This is a genomic window from Alteromonas sp. G4i13 (assembly GCF_054960505.1).
Map to the genome: position 1 here is coordinate 33,774 of NZ_JBHNYX010000032.1, position 23,084 is coordinate 56,857.

Here is a 23,084-nt window from a genome sequence, read left to right on the forward strand (position 1 = left end):
TATGATTCAAAGCGACGGCATGTTATGCGTTTAATTCCCAAAAGTGCATTTGGCCAAACCGTCATGCTTATTGGCGTGCTGTTGCTTATTAATCAGATTGTGTCCTACATCTCTGTCACCTATTACTTTATTCAGCCCAGCTACCAACAAATTAACAGCTTATTGGCCACCCAAGTAAAATCTGTGCTCGCCAACGACTTGTTGGTGACTAACCAAGAAACCCGCGACCGCTATTTTCAAAAAACCCAGGTACAGGTCTTTGACGAAAGCGTTGCCAAACAGAATGGATTAGAGAGCGCCGTATACTATAGCTATATTTCTTCTCAGGTTAGCGAGCAGCTCCGGCAGCTTGCAGATGTGCGCATTAGCACCACCACGCAGGCCAGTGACGAAAATGCGCCATACATTGTTTGGATATCCCTGAACCGCTACCCAGATACGTGGATCTCTATTCCTATTTCAGGACTTAACGAAGCGAATATATCCCCTCTTACTATGTACTTGATGGTAATTGGTATATTAAGTGTGGCCGGAGGCTGGTTGTTTGTAAGACGCATGACTCGCCCGTTGTCAGCCCTGCAAAAAGCTGCAATAGCGGTGGGTAAAGGCGAGCACCCGGCGCCGCTTCGCGAACAAGGCAGCACCGAAATGATTCAGGTTACCCGGGCGTTTAACCGCATGAATCAAGGTATTAAGCAGCTTGAGAATGACCGAAATATCATGACAGCAGGTATTTCTCACGACTTGCGCACACCGCTTACCCGTATTCGCCTTGCCTCAGAAATGCTGCCAGAAGATCAAGACTGGATTAAAGATGGCATTGTAAATGACATAGAAGACATGAATGCCATCATCGACCAGTTCATTGACTATGCGCGCTACGACACCGAAGAAGTCACTCAAGAAACTGATTTAAACGCGATTATTGCAGAGCTGGTACAAGCCAGACATTTAGACGACAAGCACCACATCGAACTCAAACTCAACGCCATTCCTCCGCTGTCACTTCGGCGAATTGCAATGAAACGCGTGATCGACAACCTCATCGAAAATGCTTTCAAGTACGGCTCGGACGATATTGCAATTAGCAGCTTTTACAATCGCCACGAAAAGCGCGTGTATTGCAAAGTACGCGACTTTGGCCCGGGAATACCGGAAGCGGAGCTCGACGGTGTATTCATGCCGTTTGCACAAGGCGACAAAGCCCGCAATTCGTCAGGTTCAGGCCTTGGCCTTGCCATAATAAGGCGAATTGTAGAAGCTCACGATGGTGAGGTGACGTTGCGAAATCATCCTCAGCAGGGCTTGGTCGCAGAGTTTTATTTACCCTATCAAACCCATTAAGCCCAAAAACACTACACGGATTGGTATTAGCTTCGGCGGTACTTAATTTTTCGGCTGTATCCATAAGATGCCAGCCACAGCACGCAGCCGCCAAGGGGAATTACCCAAAACGCCGTAGTAAGTGGCGCGAAGTTCGCCCATAGTCCGGTAGAAAACGATGCCACTTGTACGCCAGTAGAGTTACCGATAATAGAAATACCAGAAAGTACAGGGCCGTTGTCACTGTCGATATTCATTGCCGCAGAAAGTGCTAACGGGAAGAGCCCACCTAGCCCTAAACCAAGCAGTAAGTTACCAGCGCCAATCCCATAAAATGAAGGCATTAGTTTCAGTGCAAATACACCCGCAAGCGAGGCTGTTGCCATGATTACAATCATGCGGTGTACCGATACGAATCGCAGTAAAAAAGGGAAGGTAAGACGACTAATCACCATGCCAGCGGTAAAAAATGCCAGTAAGTTTCTCGACTGTTCGCCGGTAAAGCCTAAGCCGTTTTGCGCATAGCTCACAAACCAGTTCGCGTTACCGAACTCTACGGCACCATAGCCAAAGGTAAGCAAAGTTAGAAATATGAAAACAGGCTGCTTAATAATGACCCCAAATGCCAAGGTCTTTTTAGGCGCTTTAGGCTGACCTTTAAGTACTTTTGCCTGAGAGCGCGCCGCAATAAATGCATAGCACGAAAGCACAACCATAACGCCTGCCAACACCTGAATAGGTAAACGCCAGTTGTGCTCAACAAGGTATAACAGTGTTACAAAGAACGACGCCGCAAACGTACCTAAACTGAACATAAAGTCCATTAAGCCCATCATAGTAAAACGCTTTTCTGCGTACATTCGTGCAATAAGCGTGTGGCCAATAGTAAATATTGTTGAGCTCACCACACCGATTAATACCGCTAACACCAAAAACCACTGCCAAGCGGTAAGTACTGACACAAGCAGCAACAGCGTCGTATTCATACTGAATAACGTGGCTAATAGCGGCATATACTCAAAGCGACTGGCATACTTGCCACCAATCACAGCGCCTAACATCATGCCCACAGAGAAGAGCGAAAAAAGTGCGCCACTGACTACTTCAGACATTTGCAAATCGGCTGCAATATCTGGCAGTAATATTCCCCACAAGAGAAACAATTTACCAATTAGAAAAAAACCAGCGAAAATAACGATGGTGGCAGGAAGTCGGCTCATTTGGGCTCCATGGCTGATATCAGTAGAAAGACATCCGATTTAGGCGTGAGGGCACAGCGTAGTTATGCCCTTGACCACAAAGTGAACCTTTTGAGGGCGCTGACCTTTACTGTGCAAGAAAGAACAGCAGCCCTTAATTATCACATAATCACTACCTTTACAGATTGCTGATAATCGCAAGAAATTGCAAGTGAAAGCGTTTTCCCTTTTTCATCCCACATTACAGGCACGCTCCTGCCATCAAGTGAAACACTCTGTGGTTTTTCGCTTAAACCGTGCACGACGTAAGTGATGTCTCGCTGCTTAGGCATACCTATATAGCTGCCTTCACTATCAAGCGTCAGGGTTAATGCGGCCTTATCGTCTACTGATGCATTAAGAAGTAGCTTTGTATATAAGCCTTTTTTGACAGACGCTGGATTTTTGCCGTCATCCTCGTAATAAGTATATGAAGATGAATTTACTGAATTGTCATGCCAGTAGTGCATTTCCATTTTACGTGCATCAAACTGCTCTGTGCGGCTAAGCCCTTTAGTCATTGGCATAAAGCTTCCCGCCTTTACCCACACTGGGAAATTATCTTGGCTCAGCGGGTAGTTAACGGTTTGACCACCTTGGTATTTCGTATCAGAGAAAAAATCAAACCATACGCCTTCAGGCAACTTGGTCGGCCACACCGTTTGGTTAGCGCTAGTCACAGGCGAAACTAACAAGCCATCGCCCCACAGATAACTGTCTGCATTTTCAAACCAATCGCTTTCACCGTACGCCATAGCTACCGGGCGCATTAATGGCGTGCCGTAAAGCGCATTTTCAAAGGCCAATGAATAGTTATAAGGCAGCATGTCATAGCGAAGTTGGATAAACTTGCGCGCAATAGACTTTACGGGATCGGCGTGGAAAATTGGCTCCGGCGCAATATTATCTTGAGCGTGGGGCCTAAATACCGGTGAAAAGGTACCGAACTGAAGCCATCTTGTATAAAGCTCGGGATCAAAGGTTTCGCCTCCAGCAAACCCACCTAAGTCGGAATGGGTATACGCCATTCCAAAAACACTCATTTGAAGTGCCAACTCTACCTGAGGTTTAAGTCCGCCCCAGCTTCGACTCACATCGCCTGTCCACGGCACCATTCCGTACCGTTGACTGCCCAAAAATCCTGAACGCATCAGCACAAAGGGGCGCGTATCAGGCTGAAGCTCTGTTAAGTTGTTATATACGGTTTTCGCCCACTGATGACCGTAGGCATTGTGCACTTCTGCGCCGCTTACTTTTGTAGACTGCCACATGTGCTGAATATCATCAGGGTGCACTTCTGGCTCACCCAGGTCGCCCCACCAGCCGGCAACACCCTGTGCAGCAAGCTTTTCATAATATTGCCAAAACCAATCTTGACCCGCTTCACTGAACACATCGACAAGGCCGGTATTGCCAAAATAGAAATCGAAGGTATACGGCGCACCATCATCGTTTTGAGCAAGGGCATTATTGGCAACGGCACTATTCCATTGCTTTGACGTCGTAAGAATAAAAGGCTCTGTTATAAGCACGGTTTTCACATCTTGTGCGCGCAGATCGCTAATCATTTTCTCAGGCTCAGGGAAAGCGGCGGTGTCCCAGCTTAAGTTCCCCATGTGCCCTTTAATGTCTTTGCCAAACCAATATAAATCAAGTACTACGGCATCAACGGGAATATCTTGCGTGTTAAAGGCATCGACAATATCCATCACTTCATTTTGTGATTTATAGCCAAATCGAGACGCAAAGTTACCGAGTAGCCAGCGTGGAGGAAGCGGCTGTTTTCCCGTTACTGCAACGGTAGACCTTACTGTATCTTCTAAATTTTCACCCAACACCATGATGTAGCTTGCACGGCCGCCTTGTGCCTTAAATAGCAACTCGTCGCTGTTCGTTTTGCCAATATCTAGCTCACCAGAAGCGGTGTTATCGAACAATACGCTGTAATTTTTTGACGACATCACGGCCGACAGCCCAAAATACATTTGGTTTGACGATGTGGTGTAACCATAGTGTGCTTTGTTATATAGCGGCATGCTATGACCACGACGATCCATACCTAAAACGCGCTGGCCGCCACCGTAGAGTTTTTCGTTTTCATCTAACGCAAACGACAGGCTGACGCCGTCACTGGAAATACTTAGTCCGCCTTGCTCTTTCGCGACAATTTTGCCGTTAATAGAATAGCTGATAGCGTGCGTCGCCTTATCAACATGCGCTGCAATATTATTGAGTTTTAAGATTAGGGTTGTCGCAGTTTCAACTAGCTCTACATCATTAACTGTTTTGTTTGTAACATCAGTCAACGCGGGCTCGGGAAGCGCCATAGACGGTAGATTTGCGTAAGGCGTGCCATTATCATCAGTAAGATACGTTACTTGAAAGCCACTATCGTGCAACGCGCTTATCGTGAAGTCATTGGTATCCGTATCAATATTTAGCGTTGCTTTTTCGAGTGTCGCTGTTTGAACTTCGGCTACCGTATTTACCGAGAAAAATGCCAAACCAGCACATGCTAGTGCTATACGCTGTTTCCTGTCTATCATGCTCAAAACCTTTTTTATGCTTCTTAGCGAACCGCACTTAATTAACGAGCGCGCTTAATTAAAGCCTACTTGTGTACGGTGAATGATAGCCAGTGCATTGCTCAACTTAAATAAACATACGTATTCATAATGTTAAATTTGTTAACAACAACACAAAAAAAGCCCGCAACACGGTGCGGGCAAAACATCAATCACGTTGAGTGTGATGAACGTTGGGAAGGGGCAAACCGAGTGTTAGTTACCCGGCCCGGCTTTAACGATAGCGTCGCTAACGTCGTATTTTTCAAAGTTCTGTTTAAAGTCGTTGACTAAGTTAGCGGCGTATTCGTTGTACTTCTCTTTGTCTGCCCACGTGTTTTGTGGCACAAGCAAATTGCTGTCTACACCGTCTATTGCCACTGGCACATCTAGGTTTAACGCGTCAATGTGCTGGGTTTCAACATCAGCCAAATTGCCCGATACAATTGCGTCGATGATGGCGCGCGTAGTAGGGATATCAAAACGGCTACCTGTGCCGTAAGGGCCGCCTGTCCAACCGGTATTAACCAAGTAAACCTTAGCGCCAAACGCTTTAACACGCTTAATCAGAAGCTCTGCATACACGCCTGCTGGACGTGGGAAGAAAGGCGCACCAAAACACGTTGAGAAGGTTGATTCAATATCGCTAGTAGAGCCAATTTCAGTAGAGCCTACTTTCGCTGTGTAACCGCTTAGGAAGTGATACGCCGCAGCTTCTTCACTTAACACTGAAACAGGAGGCAATACGCCACTTACGTCACAGGTCAAAAATACAACCGAGCGAGGCTCGCCGCCTCGGTTTTCAGCAACGCGCTTTTCAATGTGTGAAAGCGGATAGGCCGCACGTGAGTTTTGGGTTAACGACGTGTCGGTATAGTCCGGCGTGCGTGTTTCATCAAGCACTACGTTTTCTAGGATGGTACCAAACTTGATAGCATTCCAAATTACTGGCTCGTTCTTTTGAGATAGGTCGATACATTTAGCGTAGCAACCGCCTTCAATATTAAATACGCTACCTGGTGCCCAGCCGTGCTCGTCATCACCAATCAAGAAACGCTTAGGATCGGCTGAAAGTGTTGTTTTGCCAGTACCTGAAAGACCAAAGAACAAGGTCACATCGCCTTCTTCACCCACGTTGGCTGAACAGTGCATAGGTAGCACGTCTTTTGCCGGAAGCAGGAAGTTTTGCACTGAGAACATGGCTTTTTTCATTTCACCCGCGTAACGCATGCCCGCAAGCAATACGCGTTTTTTCGCGAAGTTGATGATAACTGTGCCGTCGCTGTTTGTACCGTCACGCTCTGGCTCACAGGTGAAACCAGGTACATTCAGAATTTGCCAAGGCTGGTCGCCTTTAACATTCCACTGCTCTGGGATAATAAAAAGGTTACGAGCAAAAACATGCTGCCACGCAGTTTGCGTTCTTACTTCTAGCCACAAGGCATGTTCAGGGTCTGAGCCCACTTGAAGGTGTGAAAGAAAGTGTTCTTGGGTAGACAGGTAAGCTTCAACGCGATCCCACAGCGCATCGAATTTATCAGAATCAAAAGGCTTGTTTACCTTGCCCCAATCAATGTCGTTTTCTGTCGTAGGCTCTTTAACGATGAATCTATCGTTTGGAGAGCGACCTGTACGTTTTCCGGTTTCAACGACTAGCGCACCGTTTTTATCGAGGACACCTTCGCCGCGCTTTACGGCGCGCTCGATAAGTTCTGCATTTGGCAGGTCGGTGAGTGGCGTTACTTTCAGATCCGTTTGAATTGAGGCTGCTGCGGTCATGGCTGTTACCCTATATGTAATTTTTCAAAAGCACTTTCAAAAAAGTATCACCTCTTAGAGTGTAATGTAAACAAGGCCTAGCAAGCATTTATAAAACACATACTCACTATTTCTTACAACGGAATTTCATAAATATTGTAAATTAATTACAAGGAAAGCCTTTTCCTTGGATATAAATGCAAAAATAAGGCGTAGAAAACCTATATTGATCGATGAATTTCAAAATAAAACATGACAGTTTTCTTTCGAAAGAAGAGATGAAAACTTTCACTAGTACAGGAATAAAAGAAAGATTGAACTGTGTAGAAAAGTTAAACACTTACAGATGAGCAATTTTTAACCACAAGTGAAGTGTTGAACAAACCCGTCGATGTATGTTTTGAGGAGCTCAGATACAAAAAAGCACCTTCGAATGAAGGCACTTTAATAAAGCAGTAAATATGTAGTTACTGATTTGAAGACGGTGCGTCGAAGTTGCCGCTGTGAATGGCCTCTACGTCGATACTATCGAAGCAATATTCGGTATGACAATACTGACAATTCATTTTGATCGCGCCTTCTTCAGCAATAATTGCATGAAGTTCAGACTTCTCAACATGACGAAGTGCTTCTGCGCTGCGCTCCTTTGAGCATGAGCAAGCGAAGGTTACGTCTTTAGCTGGGTACACTTCCACATCTTCTTGGTGGTAAAGACGATATAAAATGTCTTCAACCGACAAAGAAAACATCTCTTCTTTGGTCAATGTTTGAGTAAGCTTAGTGATATGAGCAAACTCATTGGCTTGCGACACATCGGTAGCGCTGGCATCGGTAGGTAATACCTGAAGCAACACACCCGACGCTTTTGCGTGTTCTGGATCGCTTAGATCTGTCATCAAGTGAACGCTAGTTGCTAGCTGCTCTGACTGAGTAAAGTAACTCTCAATACATTCTGAAAGTGAAGGTTTATCCAATGCTACAACGCCCTGGTAACGTTCGCCTTCATCTGGAGTGATAGTAATGACCAATACCGCCTGAGACAAAAGCTCTGAGAACGTTTCAGGTAATGTTTCTAATGTCTCGTCCCAGCGAGCTACACCGCGAAGCGTTTGTTCGTGAGTGGCGTTTAATACCGCGTAACTTACCGGGCCTTTACTTTGAATTTGAAGTGAAATTTCACCTTTAAACTTAAGCGTTGCCGTTAACAATGACGTCGCTGCCGCCATTTCACTTAACAATGTTTGAATTTGCACAGGGTATTCATAGCTGTGCACAATTTGCGTTAAGCTCTCATCAAGACGAACTAATTCGCCACGGACGTTAGCTTGGGTAAATAAGAAGCGGTGTAATTTATCGAAATCGCTCATAAGTAATCCTGTTGAGCAGCTCACTATTGCTGCTTAAATTTAATAATCTGTCGTCGCTGCTTTTTATCAGGTCTATGATCTGGTTTAGGGCTGTGAAATGCGTTCATTTTGCGCGCAGCTTGGTTTTCTTCACGTTTTGTTACACTTTCAACCGTCTCTTCGAACAGCGCTTGCGCCAAAGGCGCGCTCAATCGCTTGTCGCTTAAGCCTAGCACCTTAATTTCACGATTATCCCATCCTGAGGGAACTTTAATCATGGCGCCAAGCTCTACATGCTTGCCAGGTTTGGCTCTTTGCCCGTTGTACTGGACTTTTCCCGACTGCACCATGTCTCTTGCTATTGCGCGGGTCTTAAAGAACCTTGCAGCCCATAGCCACTTGTCCAGCCTGACATTTTGTGTTGTATTGTTGCTATCCGATTGGCTCATGTAATATTTTCGTAATGGTGTGGCTTTAGTGTTGTGACCCTCACCTTTACTAGGCTATTATGGGTTTGCTAAAGCGCGGTTAACCAAAAATTCACTATATTATAATAAAGCAGTACCATCAGTGGCAGCATGACATTCAATAAACCCAACCCACAATCTCTGGTTGTTTATCTGAACCAGCATCAAAAACAGCTACATACCATCGTAGTGGTTCTGCTCAGCCTGTATTTAATTGCATTTGCTGCCAAACTCGTGTGGCGAATTATACCCGAACCTCAACTATCTGCGACACCCACAGTAAGCCGTGCTCCGGTTATTTCTTCGTCGTCAGGCCAAAATGGGGTCAACATTGCCAAAATACAACAGTTGAATCTGTTTGGTAATGCAGCGGCTAAACCCGCGGAACCGGTAGCCGAAGTTACTGACGCGCCAGAGACACGCTTAAATTTGACCCTGACCGGCGTTGTTGCCAGTTCAGAGCAGGAAGCGGGCACCGCTATTATAGAAAATCGCGGCAGCCAAGCAGTATATGGTTTAGGTGAAAAGATTGAAGACACCAACGCCACGTTGCAAAAGGTGTATAACGATCGCGTTATTATTAAGAACGGGGTAAGAAACGAAACCCTGATGCTTGACGGAATTGATTACGATGAAGCTAATCGTCGCCGTGAAATGCAAGCGAGAAACCGACCTGAGCCGCAGGAAGAGGAAGAAGATACAGTTGAGCTTAGCGAAGAAGCGCTAGAAGCAACCGCTGCTCTGCGAGAACGCCCCGCTAACTTCACAGACTTTATTTCAATATCGCCAAAAACCGAAGAAGGCCAGCTTATTGGTTATCAAGTAAGTCCTGGCAAAGAACCTGAATTATTTAAATCGGCAGGGCTTCAGGCTGGCGATGTCATTACACAAATTAACGGGCTAGACCTTACCGACTTGCAGCAATCGCAAGAGGCACTGTCTGAGCTACGCAATGCACAAACAATAGAATTAACGATTATTCGAGATGGCAGCTTAACCACGCTTTACCTAGATTTACCCGAGTCTTAATACCACTAACGGTAGCAGCGCTATATTGTCGCTAGGTAAGCAAAATAACAATTAAAGCAAATCGGTCATCGACAAGTTAGGAAATGAAGGACGTTAGAATGAAAAGGCGCACTAGCCAAAAACTATTATCTCGCTTGAGCACAGCCATGTGCACGGCGCTTCTGTGTTTCTCGGTGACAGCCGCTGAGTACATGCCTAATTTCAAAGATACCGACATTAACGAGTTCATTAATATCGTTGGTAAAAATCTAGAGCGCACTATTATTGTCGACCCCAACGTACGTGGGAAAATAAGCGTACGCAGCTACGACATGCTCGATGAAGATCAGTATTACCAGTTTTTCCTAAACGTACTTCAAGTGTATGACTTCGCCGTTGTAGAAATGCCTAGCGGTATTTTGAAAGTGGTTCGCTCTAAAGACGCCAAAACATCGAACATTCCAGTAGTGGAAGGCGCTAACCGCGACGGCGACGAAATGATCACTCGCGTTGTTCCTGTGTATAACGTACCGGTACGTGAACTTGCGCCTATTTTACGCCAGCTAAATGACCAAGCGGGCGGCGGTAACGTAGTTAGCCACGACCCATCAAATGTGATGATGCTAACCGGCCGTGCAGCGGTAGTGAACCGACTGGTAGAAATTATCGAGCGCGTGGACCGTGCCGGTGACGAAGAAGTTGAAATCGTTAAACTTCGCTATGCGTCAGCATCAGAAATGGTGCGCATTATTGACAGTATTAATAAGTCACAAGGTAAAGCCAATACTGGTACTAAGTCTGAGCCTCGCGTAGTGGCAGACGACAGAACTAACTCAGTTATTGTAAGCGGTGATATTAAAGCGCGTCAGCGTCTTATTAACCTTATTCAGCGCATGGACCAAGAGCTTGAGTCAAACGGCAATACCCGCGTGCTGTTTCTTAACTACGCTAAAGCGGAAGATTTAGTAAAAGTATTACAGGGCGTATCTGCAAGCATTCAAGCTGAAGAGCAAGGTGGTGGCACTACGTCACGTCGAGCTGGCTCTAACCGTGAAATCAGCATTGATGCGCACGAAGATTCTAATGCCATTGTTATTACCGCAGAGCCGGACATGATGCGCTCATTAGAAGAGGTTGTACGTCAACTTGATATTCGCCGTGCACAGGTACAAGTTGAAGCCATTATCGTTGAAGTTTTTGAAGGCGACGGCAACACATTAGGTGTGCAATGGGTGTCAGAAGAGGGCGGTGGTACACAGTTCAATAATGGTGTTATAGGCGTCGGTTCATTAGCTGTGGCACTACGACAGGCCGAAGATAGAGAGACCACGCAAACCAACATCACTGCCAACGGTGAAGTGGTAGAAACAACGGACACGATAGAAGGCGACTTCACTGCTCTTGCAAGCTTACTTGGCGGTGCAAACGGCCTGATTGCGGGCGTTATCGAAAATGGCTGGGGTGCTGTGGTACAAGCGGTCAGCACAGATACCAATTCAAATATTCTTGCCACACCTCACCTAACTACCATGGATAACGAAGAAGCGTTTTTCATTGTTGGTCAAGAGGTACCTATTATTACGGGTACCACAACAGGCGCGAACAACTCTAATCCTTTCCAAACGGTCGACCGACAAGAGGTAGGCATCAAACTTAAAGTGACGCCACAAATCAATGAAGGCGATGCGGTACAATTGCTTATTGAACAGGAAGTGTCTAGCGTGAGCGGCGCAACGTCAGTAGATATTTCAATTAACAAGCGTGAAATTAAGACCACGGTTATTGTTGATGATGGCGGTACTATTGTTCTTGGCGGCCTTATCGACGAAGACGTTCAAGAGAGTGAATCTAAGGTACCACTACTGGGTGATATTCCAATTCTAGGCCATTTATTCAAATCTACATCAACCAGCAAGCGTAAGCGTAACTTGATGGTGTTCTTGAAACCGACCATTGTCCGTGACGGTGCAACCATGAATACAATCAGCCATCGCAAATACAATTACATTCGCGCACTGCAGCTAAAACGCCAGCAAGAAGGTGTTTCGCTAATGCCTTACGAAGAAACCCCGACTATTCCACAATGGGATGATGCGCTAGCGTTGCCACCTTCATTCGAAGAGTACCTTTCTGAGAAAGAGAAGCAGAAACAAGAAGAAGGTAACGACTAGCATGGCAGGGCAGGACGAACAAATTACTCAGGCATTAGAGGCGCAAGAAGAAGCCTTAGAAGCCATGGGTGAAGACGCAGGTTTGCCTGAAGAGGAGGCCGGTCCAAGACAGCTTTCTTTTAGCTTTGCGAAGCGCAATCAGGTATTGCTGGAAACCAATGAAACCCCTGCGGTTTTATATTTTACAGAGAATACGCCGTTTGATGTATTCGCCGAAGTGCGACGTTTCTACGGCGAGCCCTTTGTACCGAAAACTATTCCTGCAAACGAATTTGAAAGCCTGCTTACCAGTGCGTTTCAGCGCGATAGCTCTGCGGCTAAACAGCTAATGGAAGACCTTGGCAACGAGAGTGATTTGTTCGCTCTTGCTGAAGACTTGCCTGACACTGAAGACCTGTTAGACAGTGAAGACGATGCGCCTATTATCAAGCTTATCAACGCCATGTTGGGCGAGGCGATTAAAGAAGGCGCGTCAGACATTCACATTGAAACCTTTGAAAACCAGCTTGTGGTTCGCTTCAGGGTAGACGGCGTATTACGCGAAATTTTGCGCCCGAATCGCAAACTTTCTTCCATGCTGGTATCGCGTATTAAAGTTATGGCGAAGTTAGATATCGCCGAGAAACGCGTGCCCCAGGATGGCCGTATTACATTGCGTATTGCTGGGCGAGCAGTAGATGTGCGTGTTTCGACCATGCCTTCAAGCCACGGCGAGCGTGTGGTATTGCGTCTACTGGATAAAAACAATGCGCGCTTAAATCTAGAAGATTTAGGCATGACGCTGCAAAACCGTAATCACTTTTCATCTCTTATTCGAAAACCTCACGGCATTATTTTGGTTACCGGCCCCACGGGCTCGGGTAAAAGTACCACCCTGTATGCAGGGTTAACCGAGATAAACTCGCGAGACAGAAACATCTTAACGGTTGAAGATCCTATCGAATTTGACCTTCCTGGTATTGGACAAACGCAGGTTAACCCTCGCGTAGATATGACCTTCGCCCGCGGCCTTCGCGCTATTTTGCGTCAAGACCCCGATGTAGTCATGGTGGGTGAGATTCGTGATATAGAAACCGCGCAAATTGCTGTTCAAGCCAGTTTAACTGGTCACTTGGTACTTTCTACCCTGCATACCAATACGGCAGCGGGCGCGATTACCCGTTTAGAAGACATGGGCATTGAGCCATTTCTGTTGTCTTCGAGCTTATTGGCCGTATTGTCACAGCGACTCGTTCGTACCCTGTGCCCAGATTGCAAAAAGCCACATACACCTGACGCCTCTGAGCTGGAAATACTTGGGCAGAATGCCACAAGCGACACCACTATCTTTAAGCCGCACGGCTGCGCCGCGTGTAACCAAACGGGATACCGCGGTCGTACCGGTATTCACGAGCTATTGTTGGTAGATGAAAAAGTGCGTGAAATGATGCACGAAGGTGTGGGTGAACAAGCCATTGAGCGCTATATCAGAAAAACGACACCAAGTATTCGTGAAGACGGCTGTAGCAAAGTGCTTGCTGGTGCTACCTCACTTGAAGAAGTGCTTCGAGTTACGAGGGAAGACTAAATGGCGGCATTCGCTTTTAAGGCGGTTAATGCCCGCGGTAAAAATACAAACGGTGTGCTTGAAGGCGATAATGCACGTCAGGTTCGTCAGCAGCTGCGTGAAAAAGGCTTAATTCCCTTAGAAGTAGAGCAGGTCGCAGAGCGCACACAAAGCGAAGGCAAAGGCCTGTCGTTTTCTTTATTCAAACCGCGAATTTCTGCATCAGATTTAGCGCTACTCACGCGTCAACTTGCTACCCTTGTCGAATCGGCCCTTCCTGTTGAAGAAGCATTACTTGCCGTAGCCGAACAGTGTGAAAAGCCTCGTCAGAAAAACATGATGATGGCGGTGCGCAGTAAAGTGGTGGAAGGTCATGGGCTTGCCGATGCTCTAGGGCAGTTCCCTAGTGTATTTGACGAGCTGTACCGCGCAATGGTCGCGGCAGGGGAAAAATCGGGCCACCTTGATACCGTGCTGAATCGCCTTGCAGACTACACTGAACGCAGGCAACAAACCCGTAGCCAAATCACGCAAGCAATGATTTATCCATCGCTAATGCTATTTTTTGCAATGGGTATCGTGTTGCTGCTGTTGACCGTAGTAGTGCCAAAGATAGTTGGGCAGTTCGATCACATGGGGCAAGACCTTCCTGCCATTACCCAATTTCTTATATCCGTAAGCACGTGGCTGCAAAATTACGGCCTGTTCATGCTTATTGGTATTGGTGTGCTCATTGTCATTATTCAGCGTGTGTTACAACAAAAGCACATGAAGCTGCGCTACCACAGAGCGCTTCTAACCCTACCATTAATTGGCCGGGTATCTCGCGGTCTTAATACCGCGCGTTTTGCTCGCACCTTAAGTATTCTGAGCGCCAGCGCAGTACCCTTGCTTGAAGCCATGCGTATATCGGGTGACGTACTGGAAAATCAACATATTAAGAACCAAGTAGCTGAAGCAGCCATTAACGTTAAAGAAGGCAGCAGCTTACGGGCAGCGTTGGATAACACGAAAATGTTTCCACCAATGATGATGCATATGATTGCGTCTGGTGAAAAATCGGGTGAGCTACAGCAAATGCTAGCTCGCGCCGCAGATAATCAAGATAGGGAATTTGAAGCGCTTATTGGTGTCTCACTTAAGGTATTTGAACCCTTACTTATTGTATCGATGGCAGGCATTGTTCTGTTTATCGTTATGGCAATATTGCAACCAATTTTAGCATTGAACAACATGGTGAATATTTAATGAAAACACTTAATCGCAGTTCTGGTTTCAGTTTGATTGAAGTCATGGTCGTACTTCTAATCATCGGTATTATGGCGTCTATGGTGGCACCGCAAATCTTGGGTAACCAAGAAGAAGCGCAGCTTAAAAAGGCGGCGGTAGACATCCAGCAAATGGAAAGTGCGCTTGAGATGTACAAGCTGCGTAACAACCGCTTTCCAACCACAGAACAGGGACTAGAAGCGCTAGTTACCGCGCCGACTATCGACCCGATTCCTCGTAATTACCCTGAAGGTGGTTTCATTAAACGCCTGCCTGAAGATCCGTGGGGCAATCCATATGCACTAATTAGCCCGGGAGAACTTGGCGTAGTTGATATTTTCTCTAATGGTCCAGACGGCGAACCGGGTACTGATGATGACATTGGTAACTGGAACATTAACGAATACCTGAACTAACCTTTATGCGCAACCGCGGCAGTACATCTTTGAAAAAAGCAGGCTTTACCCTATTAGAAGTCATGCTGGTACTGCTGCTTATGGGATTGGCGGCGGGTTACGTTATGTTTAACGCATTCGGTGCGAGTAAATCTGACCTGCTAAAAACCCAAGCGCAACGCCTGCAGGTGATTGTTGATATGGCCAGCGATTTTGCGGTGTTAAATCAACAACAGCTTGGTGTGCGGTTTGAAGCCGATAAAAATGAATACTACTTTGTCTACTTAGACGACGATGATGAGTGGCAGCGTATCGAAGGCGAAAAAACCTACGAGCCTTATACGTTACCTGAGCCTTTCACCTTCACTTTAAATTTAGACGACTTACCATGGGATGTTGAAGACAGGCTCTTTGACAGGGAACTATTCGACGAGAATTTAAGTGTTTCTGATGAAGGGGTTGAAATAGGTAACGAAGAAGAGAAAAAGCTGCCTCCGCCTCAAGTGCTTATAATGTCGAGTGGCGAAATGACGCCTTTTACCTTGTCGTTTAATTACGAAGGTGATGACGGCGACAACCCCGTCTATTACAGTCTGCAAAACCAAGATCTTCCGCCTTTAGTGCTTGAAGGGCCTCTGGAGAGACCACTATGAGTGCGTTCAACGTTGATGCATCGAAAAAGAACGTTGCACCTGCCACACCACGCCAGCAAAGTGGCTTGACGCTACTGGAGGTTATGGTTGCCCTGCTTATTTTTGCGCTAACCGGTACAGCAGTACTTAAAGCTGCAGGCGAGCATTTATCAAGCGTTGGGCAAATAGAATCTGTCACCTTTGCCAACTGGGTGGCAAGCAATCGCTTAAACCAGCTTCAGTTAGATACCACGTGGCCGCCCAAGAACAATTTAAAAGGCACGATGGAGATGGCCGATCGCACGTGGTACTGGCAGCAAACGGTGACAAAAACCAACGACAACGACTTGCGATCGGTAACCGTTTCGGTGGGTGAAGACGAAAGCTACGGCAGTTCAGTTACATCAGTAACCACTTTCGTTGCTAAACCGACGGCGGGAAATTAGCATGCAGCGCGGATTCACGCTTATCGAAATACTGATTGCTATGGCCATATTCACCCTAATTGGGCTTGCATCCACAGGTCTACTTACCACAGTTATCGACAGCAATGATATTTCAGAAGAGCGTTTTGCAAAACTTCAATTATTGCAGCGTGCCATGATCACGATTGAGCGAGACCTTCAGCAAGCCGTGCCTCGTGCAGCAAGGGTTAACGGCGAAAAGCAAGACGTGGTCATGTCTGGCGGTGAAACCGACGACAGTGACGATGACGGCATTGGTTTTGTACGTGGAGGGTGGCACAACCCTCAGTTAATGTTGCCACGAAGTACCCTACAGTTTGTCGCCTATAGACTTAGAGAAAACAAACTGGAGCGCCTTTACAGCAACTATGTGGATAACGTCATAGGCTACGAGCCCAAAGTCCGTGTGCTGTTAGAGGATGTAGAAAGCTTAAAAATTGAATTTCTTGCCACCGCTAACAGTAGTTCCTTAGATGAAGACGAAGACCTGTCGTGGAGCGAAAGTTATAAAGGAGCTGCACTGCCGCGCGCCGTGGCCATTGAGTTTGTCAGCAAAGACTTCGGAAAAATACGCAGAGAATTTACCTTAACTACGGGTGAATCGTCATGACAATCAAGAGTACTCAGCGCAAGTCGATTGCTCCACCCGCTAAGCAGCAAGGCGTGGCATTAATGATTGTGCTCATGATAGTAGCCTTGGTTGCGGTATTAGCCACAGAAATGGGTACACGCTTGCAGCTTCAGGTGCAGCGTACGATGAACTTAAAAGACAACAATCAAGCCTACTGGTACGCCATGGGAGCCGAGGCTTTTGCGCGTAAGTCTATCCAATCTTTGATAGAAGAAAGCCCGAATGTGATTTCTATAGATCAGCCTTGGGCACAAGAATTCAGCTATCCTTTAGAAAACGGTGGTTTAACCGCTAACTTAGACGATTTGCAAGCGTGTTTTAATTTAAACGCGATTACGTCTGGCAGTGCAGGAGGCGCGGGCAGTAACAGCGGTAATGGCAGCAGTGGAGCGAGTAACACCACGGAAGCCATGGACGCTTTTCACACTATGTTGCTATCACTTAGCGTTGACGGACTAGACAACTACACCGCAGATACCTTACGCGACAGTTTAGCCGACTGGGTCGACGAAGATGACAGAATGCGCCCTTACGGTGCAGAAGACAGCGAATACGAGTCCAGAGAGTTTCCTTACTTAGCAGCTAACGGACCACTGGCATCAAAAAGTGAATTGCGTATTATTAACGGTGTATCACCACAATGGCTAGACGCATTACTGCCATTAGTTTGCGTGATCCCGGATTACAATGAGTTGAAAATTAACGTCAACACATTAGAAGAAGAAGATGCACCATTACTTGCAGGCCTAACGGGATTAGACATTCAGCAGGCCGCAAGTTTGATTAGCAGTCGCCCGCAAAACGGCTGGGACGATACCAATGCATTTTTAAGCGAGCCCTCTATTCAAGCGCTTAATTTAACAAGCACTCGACAAGATTGGTTTTCGGTTAAAACTGAATATTTTATGTTGCATACAAAAACACAATACAACAAAGCAACCTTTAAGCTTTCCACCGTGTTTCACGTTAGTGCCGATACCGGCGTTAGTATTGTGAATCGCGAGTTTGGGGGAACCTATTGATGGAACAACTCTTGGTGCGTTTAGGCGCCAACCATACAGACCCAATTAGCTGGCTCGTTTATTCGCGAACCGAAGATGAAATTATTGCATCGGGCGAGCTGCCTAATGCAGAAGCCTTATCTTCGCTGACCGAACGCGCGGGGCAACGAAGTGTTATTGCCTTAGCTCCTAGCAGCGAAATTTTACTCAAATGGGTTGAGCTGCCGCCTAAAGCTGGCCGCAAGATCATTTCTGCCATCCCGTTTATGCTAGAAGACGAGCTTGCCACTGACATTAGCCAGCAGTTTTTTGCGATCGGCCCTAAGCGAGGCGATGAGCAGGCCGTTGCAGTAGTTAGCCATGAAAAGATGGAGCTGTGGCAGTCCTGGCTTAGCGAAGCAGGGTTATTCTGCGACACCATTATTCCTGATGTACTCGCAGTGCCAGTCACCGAAAACGGTTGGTCAGTGCTTACGTTAGGTGAACAGCTTCTCGTTCGACAAGACACATTCAAAGGCGTGCAGGGCGAGGCAACATGGTTACTGCCAACTCTTGTCCATTTTACTGCACAACAAGAAAGCCCGATAACCATTACCAATTATGCGGGTATCGATTTAAGCACTTTGCCAAATATTGAAGAAGCGCAGGCCCCCTTAGAGCTGCCTATGCAAGTATTGGCAAAAGAGGCGATGCAAAGCAGCTTCAACCTATGCCAAGGCGATTACAAGGTAAAGCGCAAGCGCAGCGGTGTTCTGAATCAGTGGCGTGTTGCTGCAGTATTAGCAGTGTTAGCGCTATGCACCAGCCTTATCGACAAAGGATTTTCTCTTTACCAGCTTAAAGCCCAAAATCAGGCGTTAAGCAGTGAGATTAATACCGCTGTTAAGGCGGGTTTCCCCAATATTGGTACCTATCGCAACGTGCGACTGAAGCTACAAAGCGAGCTTGCCAAGTTAGAACAAGGCGGTGGCAGTGCCTCTATGCTTATTATGCTAGACCAGCTCGCTCCGGCTTTTTCAGCCACTGATGTAAAACCGCAAACACTGCGCTTCGATGCAACCCGCACTGAGATTCGCATTCAGGCGCAAGGTAAAAACTTTGAAGCGCTAGAGCAGTTTAAACGTACAGCAGAAAGCGCAGGCTTTGTGGTTGAACAAGGGGCCATAAATAATCGTGACAATGGCGTTGTAGGTACAGTATCAGTAAGGAGTACCTCATGAATGCACTCTTAGAAAAGTACAAAGCGCTGACCGAGCGCGAACAAAAGTTAGTACTGGTTTCAGCTGTGCTATTAATAATTGCGCTATTTTATTTTGCGGTATGGTCGCCGCTTAATGCTGCTTTAGATAAACAGAAACAGCTTCTCGACAATCAGCAATCCTTGTTGGTTTGGGTAAAAGACAGTGCAGCAAGAGCACAGCAATTGCGCCGCAGCAGCGGGGGTAAACGAACATTCTCTGGCTCGTTACCGCAAGCGGTAAACCGCACTACTGCTCAGCACGACATTGCTATATCTCGTATGCAGCCACAAGGCGACGAGCTTCAGGTGTGGGTTGATCAGGCGCCGTTTAACAGTGTTTTAGAATGGCTCAAAGCCATGGAAAATATGGGCGTGATTATTCTTCAAGCGGATATTGCCGAGGCCGATGCGCCAGGCTATATCAAAATTCGCCGATTACAATTAGGTAAAGCATGAAGTCGAAAGTTAGTTGGATTATAGGCGGCATTATTGCCTTCTTATTGTTTGCCATTGCTTACATGCCTGCTGTTCACGTTATTGGCCGTATTGCGTTACCTAGCAATGTTGCCGTTAGTGGTGTTAGCGGCACCTTGTTTTCAGGCAAGGCGCAAACTGTAGTAGTTAATGGCCTACCCATCAACAATGTAAAATGGGAGCTTAGCCCCTTACATATGTTGATAGGTAAAATTAAATTAAACCTTAAAGCAGGTAATATTCGCGATAAAAATGACATTGCATTTGAAGGGCCTATTACCACGGGACTTTTCAGCCAAAACAGCGTAAATACCGAAAACTTCACGCTGTATTTACCGGTAGACCGAGTGCTTGCACAAGTTCGCCTTCCGCTGCCAGTAAATGCCGGCGGGCGCTTCAAAGTGTCGCTCAGTGACTTAACGTTTGGGCCTGCGTGTCAATCGCTAAACGGCACCGGAGATTGGCTCAACGCGACAGTTGCCGGTACACAGGGTCCTATTGATTTTGGCACTTATTCCGCAAAGCTGCGTTGTGAAGGCGATGACATTGGAATACTAGTAAGCGAGCCTAACTTACTAAGCTTGTCGATGGATGCGGTTATCCCTACTACGATGAAAAATATTCGAGTAAGTGGTAAATTTAAGCCTGACGACAGCTTTCCGCAAGAAGTCCATCAGGCCGCACGCTTGTTTGGTGCGCCGGATGGTAGCGGCTATATCGCTATTAAGCTGTGATGCATTAGCACAAACTATGCGTAGAATTTCTAGGCCACCAACGTACTTCACGTTTGTGGCCAGAAGAACCGGGAACACTTTTTAACAAAGGATTGTAATCATGAACAAACCTCTTCTAGCTGGCGCGGGCGTAACTTTGGTTGCACTTGGCGTTGCCCCTTATTTTATTGGCACTAGCGTTCACGAAAATGTTAACGCCGCCGTAAACGAAATTAACCAACAAGCCGTTTATTCTGCCGAGGTACTTTCGTATGACAAAGGCTGGTTTTCGACAACAGCAGAAATCAAGCTTGCTGTCGATTTTCAAGCGCTAATCAATGCACAGAATGTTGACTCCACTGATATACCAATGGAAGAAAACCCTGGCATTACCGCTACGCTAGTAGCTCATCACGGACCGGTGTACTTTGGCGATGGCTTAGGATTAGGCCGCGTTCACTATACGGTCTCTATTGATGGAGATGAGTTAAGAGAATACGTTCAGTGGGATGGCCAACAGCCAATTTATCGCAACGAAGGCGTGGTTGGTTTGTTTGGTGGACTAAGCTACGCAGACGTTATTCCAGCGCTTAGCGCGACGGCCGAAGAAGAGGGGTTCACGCTACTTTTCTCTGGTTATGCGGGTGAAGCTGAGCCTGATGGTGACAAAACTTTGTATACGTCGTCGGGTGAATCGCTAAGCATAAGCGCAGATGAATTTTCCTTAGAGATGAAAAATCTGTCTATGGATATGAGCTATGATGGCGATATGGTAGCGGCGTTCAAAGGTGACTTATTTGAATCTACTGGTAAGGCGCGTATTGAAAGCATAGAAATTTCTAACATTGAGCCAGGTGCGACAGTTAAGATTGAGAACCTAGCTTTTGCTACCGACGTCAAGATTGACGAAGACAATAACACCGCCAATGTCTACGTAGAATACGCTGTCGACAAAGCCGTGGGCCCTGAACTTGATGCTACAGACATGGTATTAGGCGTTGCCATCAATAACTTAGATATCGACTTCATTAAGGCCTATCAAGAATTTAGCAACAATTCATTATTAGTGCCTTCTGAAGAAGTGCCAGCCAAAATGATGGAGTTTATTGAAGCTAACTTGCTAACACAGCTTAAAGCTGAGCCAGAGATTAATATAACGAAGCTGAAAGCAACGTTGCCTGAAGGGGCGTTTAACGCTTACGCAAACACGAAATTAGTGGGTATAGATGCACTTCCCGGTACGTTGGAAGACGCCGCTTATTGGGTCACGCATTTGCTGGCTGATGCACAAATCACCGCCGATAAAGCGCTTGCACAGAGTATGGCATCTGGCTATATGATGGGCCAACTAATGGCGACGCCACAAGCACAAAATATGACGGCTGAAGAGCTTCAAGCCGCTGTAGAACAACAGACACCTATGATGCTAAGTACCTTTGCTCAACAAGGCTTAATAAAAGAAACCGAGAAAGGTTACGAGACAAAGCTAACACTAAAAGATGGCGAAGCCAGTGTAAACGGTACGCCTATTCCGCTGCCTTTTGCCCCTCAATAATAGTTAGAGAACCTCTATAAAAGCGTAAACCGTGTATCGCAGACGGTTTACGCTTATTTTACTCCTGTTCAGACAGGGTAATGTTCATTAAATCTTCAGCGGCATATACTCGACCTTCAGCTACAACAGTAATCGCCTCAGTAAGTGCATCAAGACCCGGTTCGCTACGTTTCATAATATGAGACAACACTATTTGCTTAGCGTTTGACTGCGCGGCAATGTCGATAATCTGAGTCGGCGTCATATGCAAGTTCTTAGCAACCTGACCCGCGTCATCACCAATGGCGTTGTGTAGCACCAAAAGGTCTGCGTTTTTAGCAAAACGAGCAAGGTTTCCTTGTTTATCATTGGTATCGCCTGAAAATACCGCCTCGCAGCCATTGGCCTTGACCTTCCACGCTAATGCTGGAATAGGCCCGTGGTTCACCGTCATTGCCTCAACACTGACGCTATCGTTTACATTACGTTTAAACGGTTGTTCAAAGGTTGTGGCCCCGATGCTTTTTGTGGATATCGCATAGTCATCTTGGCCTTCTATGGTGTAAGAAGACAGATACTTAAACGCGCCGTTTTTCCCTATTAACGACGACACATAGGCGTTTGTGGACGGCATAATGTCGTTGCCCTCTGGCCCCATTATTATTAAATCCTTCTCGCGATCGGTGAAATACCCACCTTTTACAAAGCTTGGCAAATCGGCGGAGTGATCGGTGTGTAAGTGGGAAAGCAAGATAACTTCTAACGATTCAAACGTTGCCCCCGCAGCGCCAAACTGAACGCTGCTTCCGCTTCCAGCGTCTACCAACACGCGGGCGCTGTCATTTATCCAAACCACATAGGCACTAGATGTTCTGCCGTCATCCAATTCAGGTCCACCCGACCCTAATATTTGCACCGAAACGTTATGGCAACCCATAGGACTGGTGCTTAGGCCGGCATCGTCTGATGTAATTGAAGGTTGAGACAACGGCTGCGCTAAAGCCGAGAACGATAGAATAGCAGTGGTTGTCATAGCGCAAAAAAACGCAGTTTGTTTTCTACCGCGCTGTTTGTCCTGCCTTTTAAGCCCAATGCCTGATCTTGCATTACTTAACCGTTCATTTATAACCGTCATAACCATCGCCTTATGTTATTCCCTACTCATTAATACACAGATATTTGATTAAAAGACCGTTTGCCCGGACGAAACTATTCAGCCTAGTTGACTGTGCACTGTTTTTTCGCCTGACTGTTTTCGATTACATGGGCTTGACTGTGCGACTACCTTAATGAATAGGGAGTACGGCAAA

Annotated in this window: 20 protein-coding genes; 14 read left to right on the plus strand and 6 right to left on the minus strand. The window is 46.5% G+C overall.

Going from position 1 to position 23,084, the window contains the following annotated elements:
• Positions 1–24: 24 nt before the first annotated feature.
• Positions 25–1,344, plus strand: a complete 1,320-nt coding sequence (envZ, locus tag ACFI6J_RS15285) for a two-component system sensor histidine kinase EnvZ (RefSeq protein ID WP_014951299.1) — start codon at positions 25–27, stop codon at positions 1,342–1,344.
• 26 nt (positions 1,345–1,370) lie between these two features.
• On the opposite strand, the gene ACFI6J_RS15290 is transcribed toward envZ, so the two are convergent.
• The 5 genes from ACFI6J_RS15290 to hslR form a co-directional block, all read right to left on the minus strand.
• A complete protein-coding gene (locus tag ACFI6J_RS15290) occupies positions 1,371–2,543 on the minus strand; it encodes an MFS transporter (protein ID WP_462557733.1) in 1,173 nt (390 codons plus the stop codon).
• 140 nt (positions 2,544–2,683) lie between these two features.
• Complete coding sequence (locus tag ACFI6J_RS15295) at positions 2,684–5,107, minus strand: TIM-barrel domain-containing protein (protein ID WP_462557731.1); 2,424 nt, start codon at positions 5,105–5,107, stop codon at positions 2,684–2,686.
• Positions 5,108–5,341: 234 nt separating this feature from the next.
• On the minus strand, positions 5,342–6,904 hold the full coding sequence (locus ACFI6J_RS15300; RefSeq protein WP_061486814.1) for a phosphoenolpyruvate carboxykinase: 1,563 nt from the start codon (positions 6,902–6,904) through the stop codon (positions 5,342–5,344).
• A 446-nt stretch (positions 6,905–7,350) separates the two neighbouring features.
• A complete protein-coding gene (gene hslO / locus ACFI6J_RS15305) occupies positions 7,351–8,250 on the minus strand; it encodes an Hsp33 family molecular chaperone HslO (protein ID WP_156079017.1) in 900 nt (299 codons plus the stop codon).
• Positions 8,251–8,273: 23 nt separating this feature from the next.
• Positions 8,274–8,678 (minus strand): ribosome-associated heat shock protein Hsp15, encoded by a 405-nt coding sequence (gene hslR / locus ACFI6J_RS15310; protein ID WP_015000020.1) that lies wholly within the window; start codon positions 8,676–8,678, stop codon positions 8,274–8,276.
• A gap of 129 nt (positions 8,679–8,807) precedes the next feature.
• Here hslR and gspC point away from each other — a divergent pair, with 129 nt between their 5' ends.
• The 13 genes from gspC to ACFI6J_RS15375 all read left to right on the plus strand — a co-directional run bounded on the left by gspC (position 8,808) and on the right by ACFI6J_RS15375 (position 21,795).
• The gene (gspC, locus tag ACFI6J_RS15315; RefSeq protein ID WP_061486815.1) at positions 8,808–9,725 is read left to right on the plus strand and encodes a type II secretion system protein GspC; all 918 of its coding nucleotides are present in this window, start codon (positions 8,808–8,810) and stop codon (positions 9,723–9,725) included.
• Positions 9,726–9,823: 98 nt separating this feature from the next.
• Positions 9,824–11,875, plus strand: coding sequence for a type II secretion system secretin GspD (gspD, locus tag ACFI6J_RS15320; RefSeq protein WP_156087242.1), 2,052 nt, complete (start codon positions 9,824–9,826; stop codon positions 11,873–11,875).
• 1 nt (position 11,876) lies between these two features.
• Positions 11,877–13,442, plus strand: coding sequence for a type II secretion system ATPase GspE (gene gspE / locus ACFI6J_RS15325; protein WP_076012000.1), 1,566 nt, complete (start codon positions 11,877–11,879; stop codon positions 13,440–13,442).
• Positions 13,443–14,669 carry a type II secretion system inner membrane protein GspF gene (gspF, locus tag ACFI6J_RS15330; RefSeq protein WP_156087244.1) on the plus strand — a complete coding sequence of 409 codons (1,227 nt, stop codon included), beginning with the start codon at positions 13,443–13,445 and terminating at the stop codon, positions 14,667–14,669. It abuts the gene before it with no gap.
• Complete coding sequence (gspG, locus tag ACFI6J_RS15335; protein ID WP_014951309.1) at positions 14,669–15,106, plus strand: type II secretion system major pseudopilin GspG; 438 nt, start codon at positions 14,669–14,671, stop codon at positions 15,104–15,106. Before gspF ends, gspG begins: the two co-directional genes overlap by 1 nt.
• Positions 15,107–15,111: 5 nt before the next feature.
• Positions 15,112–15,738 carry a type II secretion system minor pseudopilin GspH gene (gspH, locus tag ACFI6J_RS15340; RefSeq protein WP_156087246.1) on the plus strand — a complete coding sequence of 209 codons (627 nt, stop codon included), beginning with the start codon at positions 15,112–15,114 and terminating at the stop codon, positions 15,736–15,738.
• Positions 15,735–16,163, plus strand: coding sequence for a type II secretion system minor pseudopilin GspI (gspI, locus tag ACFI6J_RS15345; RefSeq protein ID WP_156087248.1), 429 nt, complete (start codon positions 15,735–15,737; stop codon positions 16,161–16,163). Before gspH ends, gspI begins: the two co-directional genes overlap by 4 nt.
• Position 16,164: 1 nt before the next feature.
• Positions 16,165–16,791, plus strand: a complete 627-nt coding sequence (gene gspJ / locus ACFI6J_RS15350; RefSeq protein ID WP_014951312.1) for a type II secretion system minor pseudopilin GspJ — start codon at positions 16,165–16,167, stop codon at positions 16,789–16,791.
• Complete coding sequence (gene gspK / locus ACFI6J_RS15355) at positions 16,788–17,834, plus strand: type II secretion system minor pseudopilin GspK (RefSeq protein ID WP_156087250.1); 1,047 nt, start codon at positions 16,788–16,790, stop codon at positions 17,832–17,834. The genes gspJ and gspK overlap by 4 nt, the downstream gene beginning before the upstream one ends.
• Positions 17,834–19,033: a type II secretion system protein GspL gene (gene gspL / locus ACFI6J_RS15360; protein WP_110288942.1), complete on the plus strand. Its 1,200-nt coding sequence runs from the start codon at positions 17,834–17,836 to the stop codon at positions 19,031–19,033. The genes gspK and gspL overlap by 1 nt, the downstream gene beginning before the upstream one ends.
• On the plus strand, positions 19,030–19,509 hold the full coding sequence (gene gspM, locus ACFI6J_RS15365) for a type II secretion system protein GspM (RefSeq protein WP_014977776.1): 480 nt from the start codon (positions 19,030–19,032) through the stop codon (positions 19,507–19,509). Before gspL ends, gspM begins: the two co-directional genes overlap by 4 nt.
• Positions 19,506–20,261, plus strand: coding sequence for a type II secretion system protein N (locus ACFI6J_RS15370; RefSeq protein WP_156087252.1), 756 nt, complete (start codon positions 19,506–19,508; stop codon positions 20,259–20,261). The genes gspM and ACFI6J_RS15370 overlap by 4 nt, the downstream gene beginning before the upstream one ends.
• Positions 20,262–20,361: 100 nt before the next feature.
• Complete coding sequence (locus tag ACFI6J_RS15375) at positions 20,362–21,795, plus strand: YdgA family protein (protein WP_156087254.1); 1,434 nt, start codon at positions 20,362–20,364, stop codon at positions 21,793–21,795.
• Between the two features lie 58 nt (positions 21,796–21,853).
• On the opposite strand, the gene ACFI6J_RS15380 is transcribed toward ACFI6J_RS15375, so the two are convergent.
• Positions 21,854–22,909: an MBL fold metallo-hydrolase gene (locus ACFI6J_RS15380; protein WP_061486824.1), complete on the minus strand. Its 1,056-nt coding sequence runs from the start codon at positions 22,907–22,909 to the stop codon at positions 21,854–21,856.
• Positions 22,910–23,084 lie beyond the last annotated feature (175 nt).